16 protein-coding genes and 1 rRNA gene are annotated in these 15,443 nt (G+C 71.0%); 13 read left to right on the forward strand and 4 right to left on the reverse strand.

The genetic code is table 11. The features are described 5' to 3' along the window. Positions 1-92 (forward strand): 5S ribosomal RNA (gene rrf / locus AB0F15_RS35855); the annotation flags it as partial. Between the two features lie 218 nt (positions 93-310). Here rrf and AB0F15_RS35860 read toward each other — a convergent pair. Next, complete coding sequence (locus tag AB0F15_RS35860; RefSeq protein WP_360280487.1) at positions 311-763, reverse strand: Lrp/AsnC family transcriptional regulator; 453 nt, start codon at positions 761-763, stop codon at positions 311-313. 111 nt (positions 764-874) lie between these two features. Between AB0F15_RS35860 and AB0F15_RS35865 the strand changes: the two genes are divergently transcribed. The 5 genes from AB0F15_RS35865 (at position 875) to AB0F15_RS35885 (ending at position 6,793) form a co-directional block, all read left to right on the forward strand. Then, complete coding sequence (locus AB0F15_RS35865) at positions 875-1,342, forward strand: rhodanese-like domain-containing protein (RefSeq protein ID WP_360280490.1); 468 nt, start codon at positions 875-877, stop codon at positions 1,340-1,342. A 15-nt stretch (positions 1,343-1,357) separates the two neighbouring features. Beyond that, the gene (locus AB0F15_RS35870) at positions 1,358-2,107 is read left to right on the forward strand and encodes a type 1 glutamine amidotransferase (protein WP_360280492.1); all 750 of its coding nucleotides are present in this window, start codon (positions 1,358-1,360) and stop codon (positions 2,105-2,107) included. Between the two features lie 94 nt (positions 2,108-2,201). Further along, positions 2,202-3,335, forward strand: a complete 1,134-nt coding sequence (locus AB0F15_RS35875) for an inorganic phosphate transporter (protein WP_360280495.1) — start codon at positions 2,202-2,204, stop codon at positions 3,333-3,335. Between the two features lie 29 nt (positions 3,336-3,364). Then, the gene (locus AB0F15_RS35880) at positions 3,365-6,340 is read left to right on the forward strand and encodes a bifunctional [glutamine synthetase] adenylyltransferase/[glutamine synthetase]-adenylyl-L-tyrosine phosphorylase (RefSeq protein ID WP_360280498.1); all 2,976 of its coding nucleotides are present in this window, start codon (positions 3,365-3,367) and stop codon (positions 6,338-6,340) included. A gap of 21 nt (positions 6,341-6,361) precedes the next feature. Continuing rightward, entirely contained in the window at positions 6,362-6,793 is a 432-nt protein-coding gene (locus tag AB0F15_RS35885; RefSeq protein WP_360280500.1) for an acyl-CoA thioesterase, read from the forward strand. A gap of 73 nt (positions 6,794-6,866) precedes the next feature. On the opposite strand, the gene glnA is transcribed toward AB0F15_RS35885, so the two are convergent. Continuing rightward, complete coding sequence (glnA, locus tag AB0F15_RS35890) at positions 6,867-8,291, reverse strand: type I glutamate--ammonia ligase (RefSeq protein WP_360280503.1); 1,425 nt, start codon at positions 8,289-8,291, stop codon at positions 6,867-6,869. Between the two features lie 269 nt (positions 8,292-8,560). Here glnA and AB0F15_RS35895 point away from each other — a divergent pair, with 269 nt between their 5' ends. Next, entirely contained in the window at positions 8,561-8,950 is a 390-nt protein-coding gene (locus tag AB0F15_RS35895; protein WP_360280586.1) for an RDD family protein, read from the forward strand. An 81-nt stretch (positions 8,951-9,031) separates the two neighbouring features. Here the strand turns inward: AB0F15_RS35895 and AB0F15_RS35900 are convergent, their stop codons facing one another. Continuing rightward, positions 9,032-9,772, reverse strand: a complete 741-nt coding sequence (locus AB0F15_RS35900; RefSeq protein ID WP_360280505.1) for a DUF4191 domain-containing protein — start codon at positions 9,770-9,772, stop codon at positions 9,032-9,034. A gap of 56 nt (positions 9,773-9,828) precedes the next feature. Between AB0F15_RS35900 and AB0F15_RS35905 the strand changes: the two genes are divergently transcribed. The 6 genes from AB0F15_RS35905 (at position 9,829) to AB0F15_RS35930 (ending at position 14,272) form a co-directional block, all read left to right on the forward strand. Then, positions 9,829-11,925, forward strand: coding sequence for an ATP-dependent DNA helicase UvrD2 (locus AB0F15_RS35905; RefSeq protein ID WP_360280507.1), 2,097 nt, complete (start codon positions 9,829-9,831; stop codon positions 11,923-11,925). A 204-nt stretch (positions 11,926-12,129) separates the two neighbouring features. Then, complete coding sequence (locus AB0F15_RS35910; RefSeq protein WP_360280510.1) at positions 12,130-12,387, forward strand: hypothetical protein; 258 nt, start codon at positions 12,130-12,132, stop codon at positions 12,385-12,387. A gap of 152 nt (positions 12,388-12,539) precedes the next feature. After that, positions 12,540-12,896 (forward strand): WhiB family transcriptional regulator, encoded by a 357-nt coding sequence (locus AB0F15_RS35915; RefSeq protein WP_360280513.1) that lies wholly within the window; start codon positions 12,540-12,542, stop codon positions 12,894-12,896. Further along, a complete protein-coding gene (locus tag AB0F15_RS35920) occupies positions 12,893-13,147 on the forward strand; it encodes a hypothetical protein (protein ID WP_360280516.1) in 255 nt (84 codons plus the stop codon). The genes AB0F15_RS35915 and AB0F15_RS35920 overlap by 4 nt, the downstream gene beginning before the upstream one ends. A gap of 73 nt (positions 13,148-13,220) precedes the next feature. Continuing rightward, positions 13,221-14,087, forward strand: coding sequence for a methyltransferase (locus AB0F15_RS35925; protein WP_360280519.1), 867 nt, complete (start codon positions 13,221-13,223; stop codon positions 14,085-14,087). Beyond that, positions 14,084-14,272 (forward strand): hypothetical protein, encoded by a 189-nt coding sequence (locus tag AB0F15_RS35930; RefSeq protein ID WP_360280522.1) that lies wholly within the window; start codon positions 14,084-14,086, stop codon positions 14,270-14,272. The genes AB0F15_RS35925 and AB0F15_RS35930 overlap by 4 nt, the downstream gene beginning before the upstream one ends. 177 nt (positions 14,273-14,449) lie before the next feature. Here AB0F15_RS35930 and AB0F15_RS35935 read toward each other — a convergent pair whose 3' ends face one another. After that, positions 14,450-15,337 carry a hypothetical protein gene (locus AB0F15_RS35935; RefSeq protein ID WP_360280525.1) on the reverse strand — a complete coding sequence of 296 codons (888 nt, stop codon included), beginning with the start codon at positions 15,335-15,337 and terminating at the stop codon, positions 14,450-14,452. Positions 15,338-15,443 lie beyond the last annotated feature (106 nt).

Consider the following 15,443-nt stretch of genomic DNA (forward strand, 5'->3'; position numbering starts at 1 on the left):
CGCCCGGTCCCATTCCGAACCCGGAAGCTAAGCCTGATAGCGCCGATGGTACTGCAACCGAAGGGTTGTGGGAGAGTAGGACACCGCCGAACTTAACATGTGAAAGGCCCCGGTTGAGAACTGTGATGGTTCTCCCGGGGCCTTTCCGCATACCCACACCCCGCCCGGTCACGCGACTCCCGCCCCCAATCACGCGACTTCCGCTCCCAGTCACGCGAGTTCCGGCCCTAATCACGCGAGTCCCGGCCCCAGTCACGTGACTCCCGGCCCGGATCACGCGACCGCGGCCGAACGCCGGCGCTGTGATGCCTCAAACGGATCCCGGCCGAGCGAGCGGACGCCGCTTCAACGGGGACGACAACACCAGTGACGTCGTCGTCTCCCCGTACCGCTGGACCTTCTCGACCAGCGTCTCCAGTTCCGCCGTATCCCGGCACAGCACCCGCAGGATCCAGCACTCCTCACCCGTGACGTGGTCCGCCGCCACGACCTGGGCCAGCGGCAGCACCGCCGTCCGGAACCGGGGTGTGTCGAGGCTCCGCACCCGGGCTCGCACCAGCGCCTCGATCGGCAACCCCAGCTTTGTCGTGTCGATGCTCGCCGCGTAGCCGGTGATCACGCCGCGCTCCTCGAGACGGCGGACGCGTTCCGTCACCGCCGAGCCGGACAGTGACACCCGGCGGCCCAGCTCCGTGAAACTCAGGCGGCCGTCCGCCTGCAGGAGCTCCAGCAGACGCCAGTCGACGTCGTCGAGGTGGTCCACCGCAACTCTCCCGGGTTCGCAGGGCCGGAACGGGGAAATCCCCGGCCGTTCCGGGCTTCCACCCCGATTCTGCCCTGTCCGGAAACCGCCTGCCCCAGCAGGATTTACCCCATGACACGCACTCTCGCCTTCCCCGCCGCGACACCGGAAGCCGCTGTGAAGTACTTCGGCGCCGAACTCGGCTTCGAGGTCGATCCCGACGACCTCGTCCGGGACCTCGACGCCGGACGCACCGATGGCTACGTCGTCGTCGAGACCCGGGCGCCCGAAGCCTTTGCCCAGGCACACATTCCCGGCGCGATCAACCTGCCCTACCGCGACCTGACGCCCGAGACGACCGCGCACCTCGACCGGGACGTCGTGTACGTCTGCTACTGCGAGAGCACCAACTGCAACGCCGCCACCAAGGGCGCGCTCAAGCTGGCCGAGCTCGGCTTCAAGGTGAAACGGCTCTCCGGCGGCATCACGAGCTGGATCGCTGCCGGCCACCCGATCGAAGGCACCGCGGCGCAACCAACGGCGAAGCAGGCAACCGCGAGGCAAGCAACCACGACTCAAGGAATCCGCTGCGCCTGCTGACCTACCCTGGAAGGCGTGACCCGAATCCTGATCATCCAGCCGGACCCGTCGGACCCGGTGGGCCCCCTCGGCGACTGGCTGACCGCGGCCGGCGCGGAACTCGACATCCGTCTGCTGCCGGAAAACGACCTGCCCGCCGATCTCGACGGCTACCAGGGCGTCGTCTGCCTCGGCGGCGGCATGGCCGCGGAGGACGACGCCAAGCACCCGTGGCTCGCCGACGTCCGGCGCCTGCTGGCCAAGGCGGCGGCGAAGAGCACGCCCACCCTCGGCATCTGCCTCGGGGCCCAGCTGCTGGCCGTCGCGACCGGTGGCCGCGTCGAGGTCGGCCCGGACGGGCCCGAGGTCGGGCCGCACCTCGTCAGCAAGAAGGACGCGGCGTGGATGGACCCGCTGTTCGCCGATCTGCCGCTCGTGCAGGACGTCCTCCAGTTCCACACCGACGCGATCACCCGGCTTCCGCCCGGCGCCGAGTGGCTCGCATCTTCGCCGCTCTACCCGAACCAGGCCTACCGGATCGGGCGTTGTGTCTACGGTGTCCAGTTCCACATCGAGACGACGCCCGCCGTCGTCGAGAGCTGGGCCGCGGAGTGCCCGGACGAGGCGGAATTCGCGCGGCCGGGTTCGCTCGACCACGACGCGTTGGTCACCGCGCACGCCGACATCGAGGAAACCTGGCGTCCGTTCGTCCAGCGGTTCGTCCGGTTGGCCGCCGGGGAACTCGAGCCTGCCGCGGGAAGGCAACGCACCTTGCCGCTGGCTTGACGACAGAGGTCACAACCGGCAACACGCTGTTAACGCCGGGCGTACCCGTCAGGTACCTTGCGGGAGGAGTCCCCACAAGGGTGCGGAGGTCGGGGTGCAACCCTCGTTGCTGGTCGTGGTCGTCGTCATCACGGCCTTGGTATTCGATTTCACGAACGGGTTCCACGACACCGCGAACTCGATGGCGACGTCGATCGCCACGGGGGCGCTCAGGCCCCGCGTGGCCGTCGCGATCTCCGCGGTGTTGAACCTGGTCGGCGCGTTCCTGTCGGTGGAGGTCGCCAAGACGATCTCCAGCGGTCTGGTGGACGACACGAAGATCGGCCCGGCGATCGTCTTCGGCGGGCTGATCGGCGCCATCGTCTGGAACCTCGTGACGTGGTTCGTCGGCCTGCCGTCGAGTTCGTCGCACGCGTTGTTCGGCGGCCTGATCGGCGCCACCTGGGTGTCGGCGGGCAGTGATTCCGTCCACTTCGGAAAGATCGTCGAGAAGGTCCTGATCCCGGCCGCGGCCAGCCCGGTCATCGCCGGGCTCGTCGCGATGGTCGCCACCTACCTGGTCTACCGCTTCGTGGTGCGGGGCCGCCCGGCCACGCGCGGGTTCAAGGTCGGCCAGATCGTCTCGGCGTCCCTCGTCTCGCTTGCCCACGGCACCAACGACGCGCAGAAGACGATGGGCGTCATCACGCTCACCCTCGTCAGCGCCGGCACCCTCCCGTCGGGTGCGTCGCCGCCGGTCTGGGTGATCGTCAGCGCCGCGTGCGCGCTCGCGCTCGGCACCTACCTCGGCGGCTGGCGCATCACCCACACCCTCGGGAAGGGCCTGACCGACATCGAAGGCCCGCAGGGCTTCGCCGCCCAGACGAGCTCGGCGCTGGTCATCCTCGTCTCGTCGCGGCTGGGTTTCCCGCTGTCGACGACGCACGTCTGCTCCGGCGGGATCGTCGGCTCCGGCGTCGGCCGCCGGGATGCGCCGGTCCGCTGGCGGATGGCGGGCCGGATGGTCGTCGCGTGGCTGTTCACGTTGCCCGCGGCGGCGATCGTCGGCGCGGTCTCCGGCAAGGTCGCTTCCCTCGGCACCGCGGGCACGATCGCCGTCGGTGTCGTCGGGATCGGGGTGGGCCTCGGCATCTACCTCCTCTCGCGACGCCACCCCGTCACCGCGCACAGCTTCCAGGTGCCCGAGCCGACGCCCGCCGGGGCCGAGCCGGGCCGGCTGGCCGCCTGAGCCGTGTTCCCCGGCTACGGTGGTCGGTGATGGCAGACCGCGCGCGAACGACCGCTTCGGCGGCGAGGTACGGCTTCACCGATTCCCGTGCCGAGGGCCGGTTGCGCGCGGCCGGCTGGTGGGCCGACGCCGGCCCGGTCGACGCGGTCGCCGACGTGCTCGCGGCGCTGTCCCGTACCGCCGACCCCGACCTCGCCCTGCTGAGCCTGGACCGGATCCGCGAGGCCGACGCCGCGGAGTGGGCCGACCTCGAACAGCAGCTCCGCACCCACCGGACGTTCCGCGGCCGCTTCCTCAGCGTGCTCGGGACGTCGAGCGCGCTCGCCGACTTCCTCGCCGCGCACCCGGAGCAGTGGCGCTCGCTCACCGGGGACAAGTGCACCGACTCCGCCTGCTACCGGGAAGCCTTGCGCGCGGCTCTCCTCGGCGACGACGGTTCGGTGCTCGTCGGGCTCAAAGCCGAGCAGGCTCTCAAGGTCGCCTACCGCGGCCAGCTGCTCGGCATCGCCGCCGCCGACCTCGGGCACGTCGTCGAGGCCGGGCTCGAGCACCCCGGTTACGCCGAGGTCGCCGCGCAGCTGACCGAGCTGGCCGAAGCCGCACTGGCCGCCGGGCTGGTCGTCGCCGAGGCGGAAGCCGGCGCATCCGTCGAAGGCACCCTCGCGGTCATCGCCATGGGCAAGTGCGGCGGCCGGGAGCTCAACTACGTCAGCGACGTCGACGTCATCTTCGCCGGCGAGGGCGACCTCGGCCTCGCGACGCGGCTGGCGAGCACGATGATGCGTGTCGTCGGGAAGGCGTGTTTCGAGGTCGACGCGGCGCTGCGCCCCGAAGGCAAGGCCGGCGCGCTCGTCCGCACACTGGACGGCCACCACGGCTACTACCAGAAGTGGGCCAAGACCTGGGAGTTCCAGGCGTTGCTCAAGGCACGTCCGGTGGCGGGCGACGCCGAGCTCGGCCGCCAGTACGCCGAGATGGTCGCGCCGCTGGTGTGGTCGGCGGCCGACCGGGAGAACTTCGTCGGCGAGGTGCAGCAGATGCGCCGCCGGGTCGAGGGGCACGTCCCGTCCGAACACGCCGAACGCGAGCTGAAGCTGGGCCGCGGCGGCCTGCGTGACGTCGAATTCGCCGTGCAGCTGCTGCAGCTCGTGCACGGCCGGGTCGACGCCGATCTGCGTTCACCGTCCACGATGGACGCGCTCGCTGCGCTGGGCGAGGGCGGCTACGTCGGCCGTCAGGACGCCGCCGAGCTGGGTGCGTCCTACGAGTTCCTGCGGATGATCGAGCACCGGTTGCAGCTGCGGCGGCTGCGCCGGACCCACCTGTTCCCGGCGACGACCGAAACCGACGAGCTGCGGATCCTCGCCAGGGCCAGCGGGATCAAGGCGAGTGGCGGCAAGAGCCAGGGCGAGGCGCTGCTCGCGGAGTTCCGGCGGCACGGCAAGGGCATCCGGCGCCTGCACGAGAAGATCTTCTACCGGCCGCTGCTGCAGTCGGTCGCGAACGTGCCTGCCGAGGCGCTGCGCCTGACCACCAAGCAGGCCGCCAGCCGCCTGGCCGCGCTCGGCTACACCGCGCCCGACGGCGCGCTCCAGCACATCAAGGCCCTCACCTCGGGTGTATCGCGGCGCGCCGCGATCCAGCAGGCGCTGCTGCCGGTGCTGCTCGACCTCTTCGCCGACACGCCCGATCCGGACGGCGCGCTGCTGTCGTACCGGAAGGTGTCCGAGGCGCTCGAAGCCACCCCGTGGTATCTGCGGGTGTTGCGCGACGAGGGCACGGTCGTGGAGAACCTGGCCCTTCTGCTGGGCACGTCACGGTTGGTGCCGGCCCTGCTGGTCCGCGCGCCGGAGGTGTTGCAGCTGCTCGGCGATCCGGCCCGGCTGGTGGGCCGCACGCCCGCCGAGGTGGCGAAGTCGCTGCGGGCCGCAGTCCGGCGTCAGCCCGGGTTGAACGCCGCCGTCGCGGCCGCGCGTTCGCTGCGGCGGCACGAACTCCTGCGCGTCGCCTGCGCGGATCTGCTGGGACTGCTCGAAGTGCCTGCTGTCTGCGAAGCACTCTCGAGCGTCTGGGTGGCCGTGCTGCAGGGCGCGCTGGCCGCGGCGTTCCGCCAGCGGCAGGCCGAACTCGGCCGGACACCGGCGCGCATCGCCGTGATCGGGATGGGCCGGCTCGGCGGTGCCGAACTCGGCTACGGCTCCGACGCCGACGTGCTTTTCGTGTGCGAGCCGTCCGAAGGGGTCTCGGACGCCGACGCCGTGAAGTTCGCGTCGTCGGTCGCGGAGACCGTCCGGAAGATGCTGGGCGCCCCCAGCTCGGACCCCGCGCTGGAGGTCGACGCCGACCTGCGGCCGGAGGGGCGGAGCGGACCGCTGGTGCGGACGCTGGAGTCGTACCGCGCTTACTACGCGCGGTGGGGCGAGGTGTGGGAGGCACAGGCGCTGCTGCGGGCGCGGTTCATCGCCGGCGACGACGACCTCGGCACGCGGTTCATCGCGATGATCGACCCGATCCGCTACCCCGAAGGCGGCTTGGACGCGACGAAGGCACGGGAAATCCGCCGCATCAAGGCCCGCGTCGAGACGGAGCGGATGCCGCGCGGCGCCGACCCGACGCTGCACACGAAGCTGGGCCGCGGCGGCCTCGCCGACGTCGAGTGGACGGTGCAGCTGCTGCAGCTGCAGCACGCGCACGCGGTCCCGGCGTTGCGGACGACGTCGACGCTGGACGCACTGGCGGTGCTCCCGGAAGCGGGCCTGGCCGAGCCGGCCGAAGCGAACTCGCTGACCGAGGCGTGGCTGCTGGCGACCCGGGTGCGCAACGCGGGGATGCTGGTGCGCGGCAAGGCCGTCGACCAGGTCCCCGGCTCCGGCCGCGACCTGGCCGCGGTGGCCCGGGTGCTCGGCCAGTCGGCCGGCGACGATCCCGGCGAGTTCCTCGACTCCTACCGCCGCATCACCCGGCGGGCGCACGCCGTGGTGGAGCACCTGTTCTACGCGAGCTGAGCGGTCGCTTAGAGTGGGAGAGTGACCGATCGCGAACCGTTCCGGACCCGGATCAAGGTCCGGCACTACGAGCTGGACACCCTGGGCCACCTCAACCACGCCGTGTACCACTCGTACGGCGAGGTGGCACGGCTGGAGCTGTTCGAAGCGGCCGGCGGCCTCGAAGGTTTCCGGGAAGCGAACCTGGCTTCGGTGCTGCTGGAGACGCACGTGGTGTTCCGCCGCGAGCTGCGCGCGGGCGACGTCGTGGACGTCACGTGCGAGGCCAAGTTCGGCAGCGGCAAGACGTTCAAGATGGACTCGGACATCATCAAGCTCGACGGCACGCTCGCCGCGGAGATCACCTGCACGCTGGGGTTGATGGACCTGGAGCGCCGCAAGCTGGTCGAGGATCCGCGCGGCAGGTTCGAGGCCGCGGGCGCCGACCTGAAGCTGCTGTCGACGGCGGAGTGACCATAAGAAACGCCGGTGGCGAGGGCTCTTCGCACCTCGCCACCGGCGTGTTCAGGGCCGTACTACCGGTGGATCACACGTCGTAGTACAGGGCGAACTCGTACGGGTGCGGACGCAGGCGCAGCGGGTCGATCTCGTTCTCGCGCTTGTACGAGATCCACGTGTCGATCACGTCCGGGGTGAAGACGCCGCCCTCGAGGAGGTACTCGTGGTCGGCTTCCAGCGTGTCGAGGACCGTGCCCAGGTCGCCCGGGACCAGCTTGACGTCCTTGGCCTCCTCGGGCGGGAGCTCGTAGAGGTCCTTGTCGATCGGCTCCGGCGGCTCGATCTTGTTCCGGATGCCGTCGAGGCCGGCCATCATCATCGCCGAGAACGCCAGGTACGGGTTGCCCGACGAGTCCGGGCAGCGGAACTCGGCGCGCTTCGCCTTCGGGTTGTTGCCCGTGATCGGGATGCGGACGCAGGCCGAGCGGTTGCGCTGCGAGTAGACCAGCGAAACCGGCGCCTCGAAGCCCGGCACCAGGCGGTGGTAGGAGTTCACCGTCGGGTTCGTGAAGGCCAGCAGGCTCGGGGCGTGCTTGAGCAGGCCGCCGATGTAGTGGCGCGCGGTGTCCGACAGGCCGGCGTAGCCCGACTCGTCGTGGAACAGCGGCTGGCCGTCCTTCCACAGCGACTGGTGGCAGTGCATGCCCGAGCCGTTGTCGCCGGCGAGCGGCTTCGGCATGAACGTCGCCGTCTTGCCCGCGGCGAACACCGTGTTCTTCACGATGTACTTGAACAGCTGCAGGTCGTCCGCGGCGTGCAGCAGCGTGTTGAACTTGTAGTTGATCTCGGTCTGGCCGGCGGTGCCCACCTCGTGGTGCGCGCGCTCGATCTCGAAACCGGAGCCCTGCAGGTTGCGGACGATGTCGTCGCGCAGGTCGGCGAAGTGGTCGACCGGCGGGACCGGGAAGTAGCCGCCCTTGAACTTCGTCTTGTAGCCCTGGTTGCCACCGACCTCGTCGGCGCCGGTGTTCCACCAGCCCTCGATCGAGTCGATCTCGTGGAAGGAGGCGTGCTCGGCGGAGTCGAAGCGGACCGAGTCGAAGATGTAGAACTCGGCTTCGGGGCCGAAGTACACGTTGTCGGCGACGCCGTACTCGGAGATGTACTGCTCGGCCTTGCGCGCGATGTTGCGCGGGTCGCGGCTGTACGCCTCACGGGTGAACGGGTCGTGCACGAAGAAGTTGAGCGCGAGCGTCTTCGCCTTGCGGAACGGGTCGATCCGCGCGGTCGCCGGGTCCGGCAGCAGCAGCATGTCGGACTCGTGGATGGACTGGAAGCCGCGCACCGAGGAGCCGTCGAACGCGAGACCCTCTTCGTAGGCCTCTTCGGTGAAGGCCTTCGCGGGGACCGTGAAGTGCTGCATCACGCCGGGCAGGTCGCAGAACTGGACGTCGATGACTTCGACGTCCTCGTCGGCGATGAGGCGCTGGATGTCGTCTGGAGTAGTGGGCACCCTCGGTGACTCCTTCTCGTTCGAGCTCGTACGGCAGTGCTCTCTTCGGCTCACGCTAAAAGTGCGGTGTTGCCCGACCGTCACCCGTATGTTTCGCCGGTGTTAACGGGTGGTCGATATCGGGTATCCGACCAGGTCGGATGTGTTCCACGCCACCGGCATACCCTAGACGGGTGGCGAGATGGACCGGCGAATGGCTACCCGGCACCGGCGACGGCGGCCCGGACACTGATCAGCACGGCTCACGCTGGCCGGGCGAGAAGTTCGGTTTGCCCGAATCGGGCGTCGGCTCGGCAGCCAGCGGAGGCGCGCGGCTGCTCGGGCTGATCGTCGACCTGGTGGTCGCGGCCCTGGTCACGGCCATTTTCCTACATCCCAGCCTGCAGGATCCGGCCGCGATGCAGAACTTCAACCTCTGGTCCGGCGGGGTGTGGGCGGTCATCTCCGTCTTGTCGGCCGGGTTCTTCGGCTTCACCCCCGGGATGGGCGCCGTCGGCATCCGCGTGGCCCGTCTCGACGGCTCCGCGCTGGTCGGGCCGCTGCGGGCACTGGTGCGCGCCGCGCTGACGTTCGTGCTCATCCCGGCGGCGGTCCGCAACGCCGACGGCCGCAGCTGGCTCGACCGGCTGACCGGCACCGTCGTCATCCGGATGCGCTGAGCGCGCCGAAATTCACCCGGACGTGGTGAGCGTGAAAAGGCCCCCGTCCGGTTCGGACGGGGGGCCTTTTCGTCGTGCGGGTCAGCGGCGGCGGATCGTCCGCTGGACGTTGCGCATCTTCGCGCCGGCCGGCATCGGGCCCTTGGGCATCGCCGCGCCGCGGTTGCCGAGCGCGGCCAGCTTCGCCTCGAGCGCGTCCACCTGGGCCGGCTTGAGGTTGCGGGGCAGCTTCATCAGGTAGCCCTGGAGCTTCTTCAGCGGGAGCTGGCCGTCTTCGTGGCCGATCATCACGTCGTAGATCGGCGTGTCGCCGATCAGGCGGGAAACGCGCTTCTTCTCCTGGGCGAGCAGCGTCTTCACGCGGTGCGGCGCGCCTTCGGCGATCAGCACGACGCCGGGGCCGCCGAGGACCCGGTGCACCGCGTCGAAGTGCGTCGTCGCCGCGACGGTCGGCGTCACCTTCCAGCGGCCGCGCAGGTTCTCCAGCGCCCACGCCGCGGCGCCGGGCTGGCCGTCGGCCTTCGAGTAGACCGTCTTCTGGACGCGCCGGCCGAAGATGATCATGGCGAGCAGGGCGCCGAGCACCAGGCCGAGCGGCAGGAGCACCCACTGCGCGTTGAAGAAGAACCCGATCCCGAACGCCACACCGGCGACGACGACGATCGACCCGGCCATCCACGGGATGAGCCACGGGTCTTCCTTGCGCTGCATCTTGAAGGCCTCGAAGAGCTGGCCACGGCGGGCCTTGCTCGCCGCGCGCTTCTCCTTCTTGGCCTGCTTGGCCGCTTCCTTGTTCTTACCCGAGTCCTGCTGTCCCGCCATATGACCAGGATACGGCCGCGTGCCCCTGCCCCGATTCCCCGTCCCCCTCTGCGAGGATGCCGGACGTGACCGGCGTACTTTCCACCAAGAGCATCAACCGTCTGCTCGATGGCCTCGACCCCGAGCAGCGCGCCGCCGCCAGTGCCCCACGGGGGCCGGTCTGCGTGCTCGCCGGAGCCGGCACGGGCAAGACCCGCACGATCACCCACCGGATCGCCCACCTCGTCCGATCGGGGCATGTTTCCGCTGGTCAGGTGCTCGCCGTCACGTTCACGACGCGGGCCGCGGGGGAGATGCGGACGCGGCTTCGCGGCCTCGGCGTCGAAGCGGCGCAGGCGCTGACCTTCCACGCGGCGGCCCGCCGCCAGCTGCGCTACTTCTGGCCGCGCGTGGTCGGCGACCGGCCGTGGGACCTGCTGGAGAACAAGCTGCGGTACGTCGGCCAGGCCGCGAACCGGGCCAAGCTGGGGGCCGAGGTCGAGGTCCTGCGTGACCTGGCGAGCGAGATCGAGTGGGCGAAGGCGTCGCTGATCAGCCCGGAGGACTACCCGGCCGTCACCGCGCGCGCCCAGCGGGACATCCCGGCGCCGGCGGCGCAGGTCGCCGAGGTCTACCGGATCTACGAAGAGCTGAAGAACGCCGCGCAGGTGCTCGACTTCGACGACCTGCTGCTGCACACGACCGCGGTGCTCGAGGAGCACGGCACGGTCGCCGAGGAGTTCCGCGACCGCTACCGCTGCTTCGTCGTCGACGAGTACCAGGACGTCACGCCGCTGCAGCAGCGCCTCCTCGACGCGTGGCTCGGCGGCCGCGACGACCTGACCGTCGTCGGCGACGCCAACCAGACCATCTACTCCTTCGGCGGCGCGTCGCCGCGGGCGCTGCTCGAGTTCACGCGGCGCTACCCGGACGCCACCGTCGTCCGGCTCGAGCGCGACTACCGGTCGACCCCCGAAGTCGTCGCGCTGGCGAACCGGGTGATCGGCGCGGCGCGGGGGCGGCCGGCGGGCTCGCGGCTGAAGCTGATCGGCCAGCGGCCGCCGGGGCCCGAACCGCGCTTCGCCGAGTTCGACGACGAGGCGGTCGAAGCGGGGGCCGTCGCCCGCCGGGTGCGCGAACTGCTCGACGGCGGTGTCCCGGCGAGCGAAATCGCGGTCCTCTACCGGGTGAACGCCCAGTCCGAGGCCTACGAGTCGGCGCTGGCCGAGGCCGGCATCCCGTACCTGGTCCGCGGCGGCGAACGGTTCTTCAACCGGACGGAGGTCCGGCAGGCGATGTCCGCGCTGCGCGCGGCGAGCGGGGACGTCAGCTCCGACCTGGTCACGACGGTCCGTTCGGTGCTCGCGCGGGTCGGCCTGACCGAGTCGCCGCCCGCCGGCGGCGCGGCGAAGGAACGCTGGGACGCGCTCCTGGCGATCGTCGAGCTGGCCGAAGAGCTCGCTTCGGCGGTCGCGGACGCGGACCTGCCGCGCTTCAACGCCGAGCTGGACCAGCGCGCGGCGGCCCAGCACCCGCCGACGGTCGAGGGCGTGACGCTGGCGTCGCTGCACGCGGCGAAGGGCCTGGAGTGGGACGCGGTGTTCCTCGTCGGCCTCGCCGAGGGCACGATGCCGATCCTGCACGCCGGCGAGGACGAGGCGGCGATCGAGGAGGAACGGCGGCTGTTCTACGTCGGCGTCACCCGGGCCCGCGAGCACCTGTGGCTGTCCTGGGCACTGGCCCGCACGCCGGGCGCGCGGCGCAACCGGCGGCGCAGCCGGTTCCTCTACGGCCTGGTCCCGGAGGACCACCCGGCCGCCAGGGTGGCGCGGTCCCAGCAGAAGCAGGCGACGCCGGTCAAGGCGCGCTGCCGCGTCTGCGGCGGGCCGCTGCTGGAAACCCTCGACGTCAAGCTGGGCCGCTGCGGGCGCTGCCCGTCCACAGTGGATGAGGGTCTGCTGGAGCGGCTGAAGTCGTGGCGCGCCGACCGGGCGCGCGAGCTCAAGGTGCCGACGTTCGTCGTCTTCACGGACGCGACGCTGATGGCCATCGCCGAGCAGCGCCCGGCCGACGAAGCGGCGCTGGTGTCGATCTCCGGCATCGGGGCGACCAAGCTCGAACGCTTCGGCGCGGAGATCCTCGGCGTCGTGCGGGCGGCGTCGACGGAGTCTTGACCGCGTCCGAACCATGATCGACGCGGCGAACCCGCTGCTCAGGGGCGATCTTCGTATCTTCGAGGATTTTCCCGTTAATTGAGTTGCCCCGGTGCGGGCCGGGGCAATAACCTGCCAGTACCGAGCCCGAAGGGCTCGACTGGGGATCTACGGAAGGCCGCTCAGCGGCCGCGTGTGCAGAGTACAGAAGGAGGTGCCGGTGAAATGACCATCAACATGACGCTCACGAACCCGGGCACCCGTCTGTCCTGCGCCGCGGAAGTTGCGGCTGCTCAGCGCCCGGGCGCCGGTGTGCCCGTGAGCGCTCACGAGGTCCGTGGCATGCGGCGCGTCTCGCGTCGTCGGGCCACCGGTGTCGTCGTCTTCGGGACGCAGGGCGTTCTCGCCGCGTACCCGCAGGCTGATCTGCCGACCATCAAGCAGTTCCGTGTTCCGTTGTCGATACGGGAGCGAAGTTCCTGACCTAGTCAGGACACGAGGCTCACGAAGGCCGCGGAACCGGGAAAACCGGATCCGCGGCCTTCGTGCTTTTTGGCTGCACAACCCAAGAGGAACCAGCGTTGCCCCGCTCCAGCACCCAACCCAAAACCCGTACGACACAAGGAGGAACCACCATGTCTTCGGCCGTCGCCTACACCGCCGGTGAGGCAATATTCGTCGACTTGCTCGACCCGATCGCCGTTCCCGACGTCGCGCTGCCCTGCCGTTCCGGCGACGCGGACCTGTGGTTCGCGGAGTCCCCGGCCGAGCTCGAGCGCGCCAAGGCGCAGTGCGCCGACTGCCCCGTGCGCGAGGCCTGCCTGGCCGGTGCGCTGGCCCGGCGTGAGCCGTGGGGCGTCTGGGGTGGCGAGATCTTCGAGCGCGGCGCCGTGATCGCCCGCAAGCGGCCCCGCGGCCGTCCGCGCAAGAACGTCACCGTCGAGCCCGCCGCGGCCAAGGCCGACGGCGATCACCGGAGCGCTGCCGCATGAGCGTCGAACCGGTCACCACAAGGGACTACGAAGCCCACCCCCGCAGCGAGCAGCTGCAGTTGACGAAGACCGAGATCGAGGAGATCAGCGAGATGTTGCTTTACGAAGAACTGTCCAGGGCCCGAATACGGGATCTGGAGGAAGGGGTCCGCGCCCAGCGGGCCCGAGGTGGCGCGCGTGCCGTCCGCCGCTGGACGCGAGTAGCCCGATGGGCTGCTCGCCGGGCGGAGCGGTACCAGGACCAGAACTGAGCGCAGGGCCCATGCCGCCCCTCCCCGGGCGGCGGGGGCCTTCGCGCGCTCTTTTCTGGTGTTGAATGGGACGATGTCCGGACACACCCACGACGACATCGACTGGGCGGACCGCCTCGCCCAGCTGCGCATGGCCGACACCCTCGACGCCGAGGCGCTCACGCCCGTCGCTCATCGGCTCGTCGGCTCGGTGCCGGAGCGGCCGACGGTCGTCGACGTCGGGTGTGGCGCGGGCGGGATGAGCGTGCTGTTCGCGCGCGAGCTCGCCCGCGGCGCCGGGGGCACCGTCGTGCTCGTCGACGCCACGCCGAAGCTGCTCGCCGAGGCGAAGCGGGCCGTCGCCGAGGTGGCCGACGACTCCGTCGAGGTCGTCGGCCTGCCGGGGGACCTCGCCGACCCCGCGCTGGCCGTACCGGCCGCCGACCTCGTGTGGGCGTCCGGCGTGGTGCACCACATCGGCGATCAGCAGGCCGCGCTGCGCACGCTCGCCGGACTGCTGCGACCGGGCGGGGTCCTGGCCATCGCCGAGGGCGGCCTCGAGATGCGGTGCCTGCCGTGGGAGCTCGGAGTCGGCCGCCCCGGACTCGAGCAGCGGCTGCTCGCAGCTCGCGCCTCGTGGTTCGCGCGGATGCGCGCCGGAATCCCGGGCAGCATCGCCATGCCCTACGGCTGGCAGCGCGCGCTTCGCGAAGCCGGCCTCGAGGACGTCGAGTCGTTCGGCACGCTCATCGACCACCCGATGCCGGGCTCGGACCTCCTGCGCGAGTACGTGGTGCACCGCGTCGGGTGGTTCGCGGAGTCGGCCGGGGAGTGGCTCGACGCCGACGACCGCGCCGCGGTCACCGCACTGACCGACCCACGGAGCCCGGACTTCCTCGGCCACCGGGACGATCTGTACCTGTTCGGCGCCAAGGCAATCCACTGTGGACGCTCCCGGTGAGCGCGCCGGAACCGGTGGTGTGCACCCGCTGTGGTCGCACCCGCACCGCCGCCGCCGACGATCCGGTTACGGCGCTCGCGTGGGTGTCGACCCGCGAGCAGGGTGTGCTGCGGTGGCTGTGCCCGGACTGCGCGCGGCAGCACGTGCGGGACATCGAAGGCAAGCTGCCGGACGAATATTGGTGATCAATCGCGCTCCTGAGTGGTGACGGCGAGAGGCTCGCCGCGGGTGGCGTGGAATGGCGGGGCCTGGGTTGCGCGGTGGTTTGTGCCGGCGGGTGCCTGTGAGCGGGCCTCCCTCGGTGGGTTGGTGGGCGAGCCGCCTGGTGGTGGGGCCGGGGCCGCGCTTGGTGGGTGCGGGGGTCAGGCGGCGTCTCCCATCGGGGTCATCGGGATCGCGCGGACTCGGGGGCGGGGCGTGCGGGATGCGTCGCCGAATGCCCGGGCCAGCTCCTGCGCCACGTCCTGAGGAACCTGGCGCAGCTGGCGGACCGTGCAGCGGACCAGGACGATTCCCGTGGCCGCCAGGGCCAGGTGGCTGAAGCCGCCTCCGGGGCCTGGCGTGCAGCGGTACTGCCAGGCCAGGCCGATCTCGTCCCACCACGCGTCGGCCTCGCCGAGGCGGCGGCCGCGGCGGTCGCAGATCGTCAGGTCCCAGCTCGGGGGCGGGAGGTGGGCCATGTCCAGCACGTGCGTTGCCAGACCGTGGGCCTGGATCGGCCCCTCGTCGAGGTCGCGGAGCACCTTGCGGACCGCTGCCGTGCCGCGCTGGGGGCCCGTGGCGAGCTCCGTCAGCAGCTCTTGCCGGTCGCACAGACCCCAGTAGAGGGGCAACGTCAGCAGCTGGTGGATCCGCACCGGGTCGGGCTCGGACCGCGCCATGTCCAGCGTCGCCCGGGCCGGCGGGGCGAACGGCAACCCGTCGATCACGACCGGCTCCGGTAGCCGGGCCGTCCGCGCCAGCCGGACACCTTCGCACGCCACCACCCGGCAGTGGTCGGGCACCAGCAGCCGGATCTCGCTCGCTGTCGGGCACTTCACGCCGTGGGCCTGCAGTGCGTCGGCGCCGGTGATCACCACTCCCGGCCCGTAGCGCACGAGCAGGGCGTGCAGCAGCTGCTGCCGCGTCGGGGTGGTGTTGCGCAGCAGGACGACACCGGGGTGCAGGCGGCGCCACGGCCCGCCGGGGCCGCAGAGCCGCCGGGTTCTTCGGTCGGACACCCCAGCACGGCGTAGCTGTTCGAGGTTCATCACCTCGCAGGCGCCAGGATTACGAAGGGCGATCGGGTCAGTGCATTGAGTAGCAGTCATGCTCCGAGCATGGCGGCTCGGCCAACCGGGTGGAACCCCGTTCCCC

Origin of the sequence: Amycolatopsis sp. NPDC026612 (assembly GCF_040638285.1) — a bacterium.
Taxonomy (GTDB): domain Bacteria; phylum Actinomycetota; class Actinomycetes; order Mycobacteriales; family Pseudonocardiaceae; genus Amycolatopsis.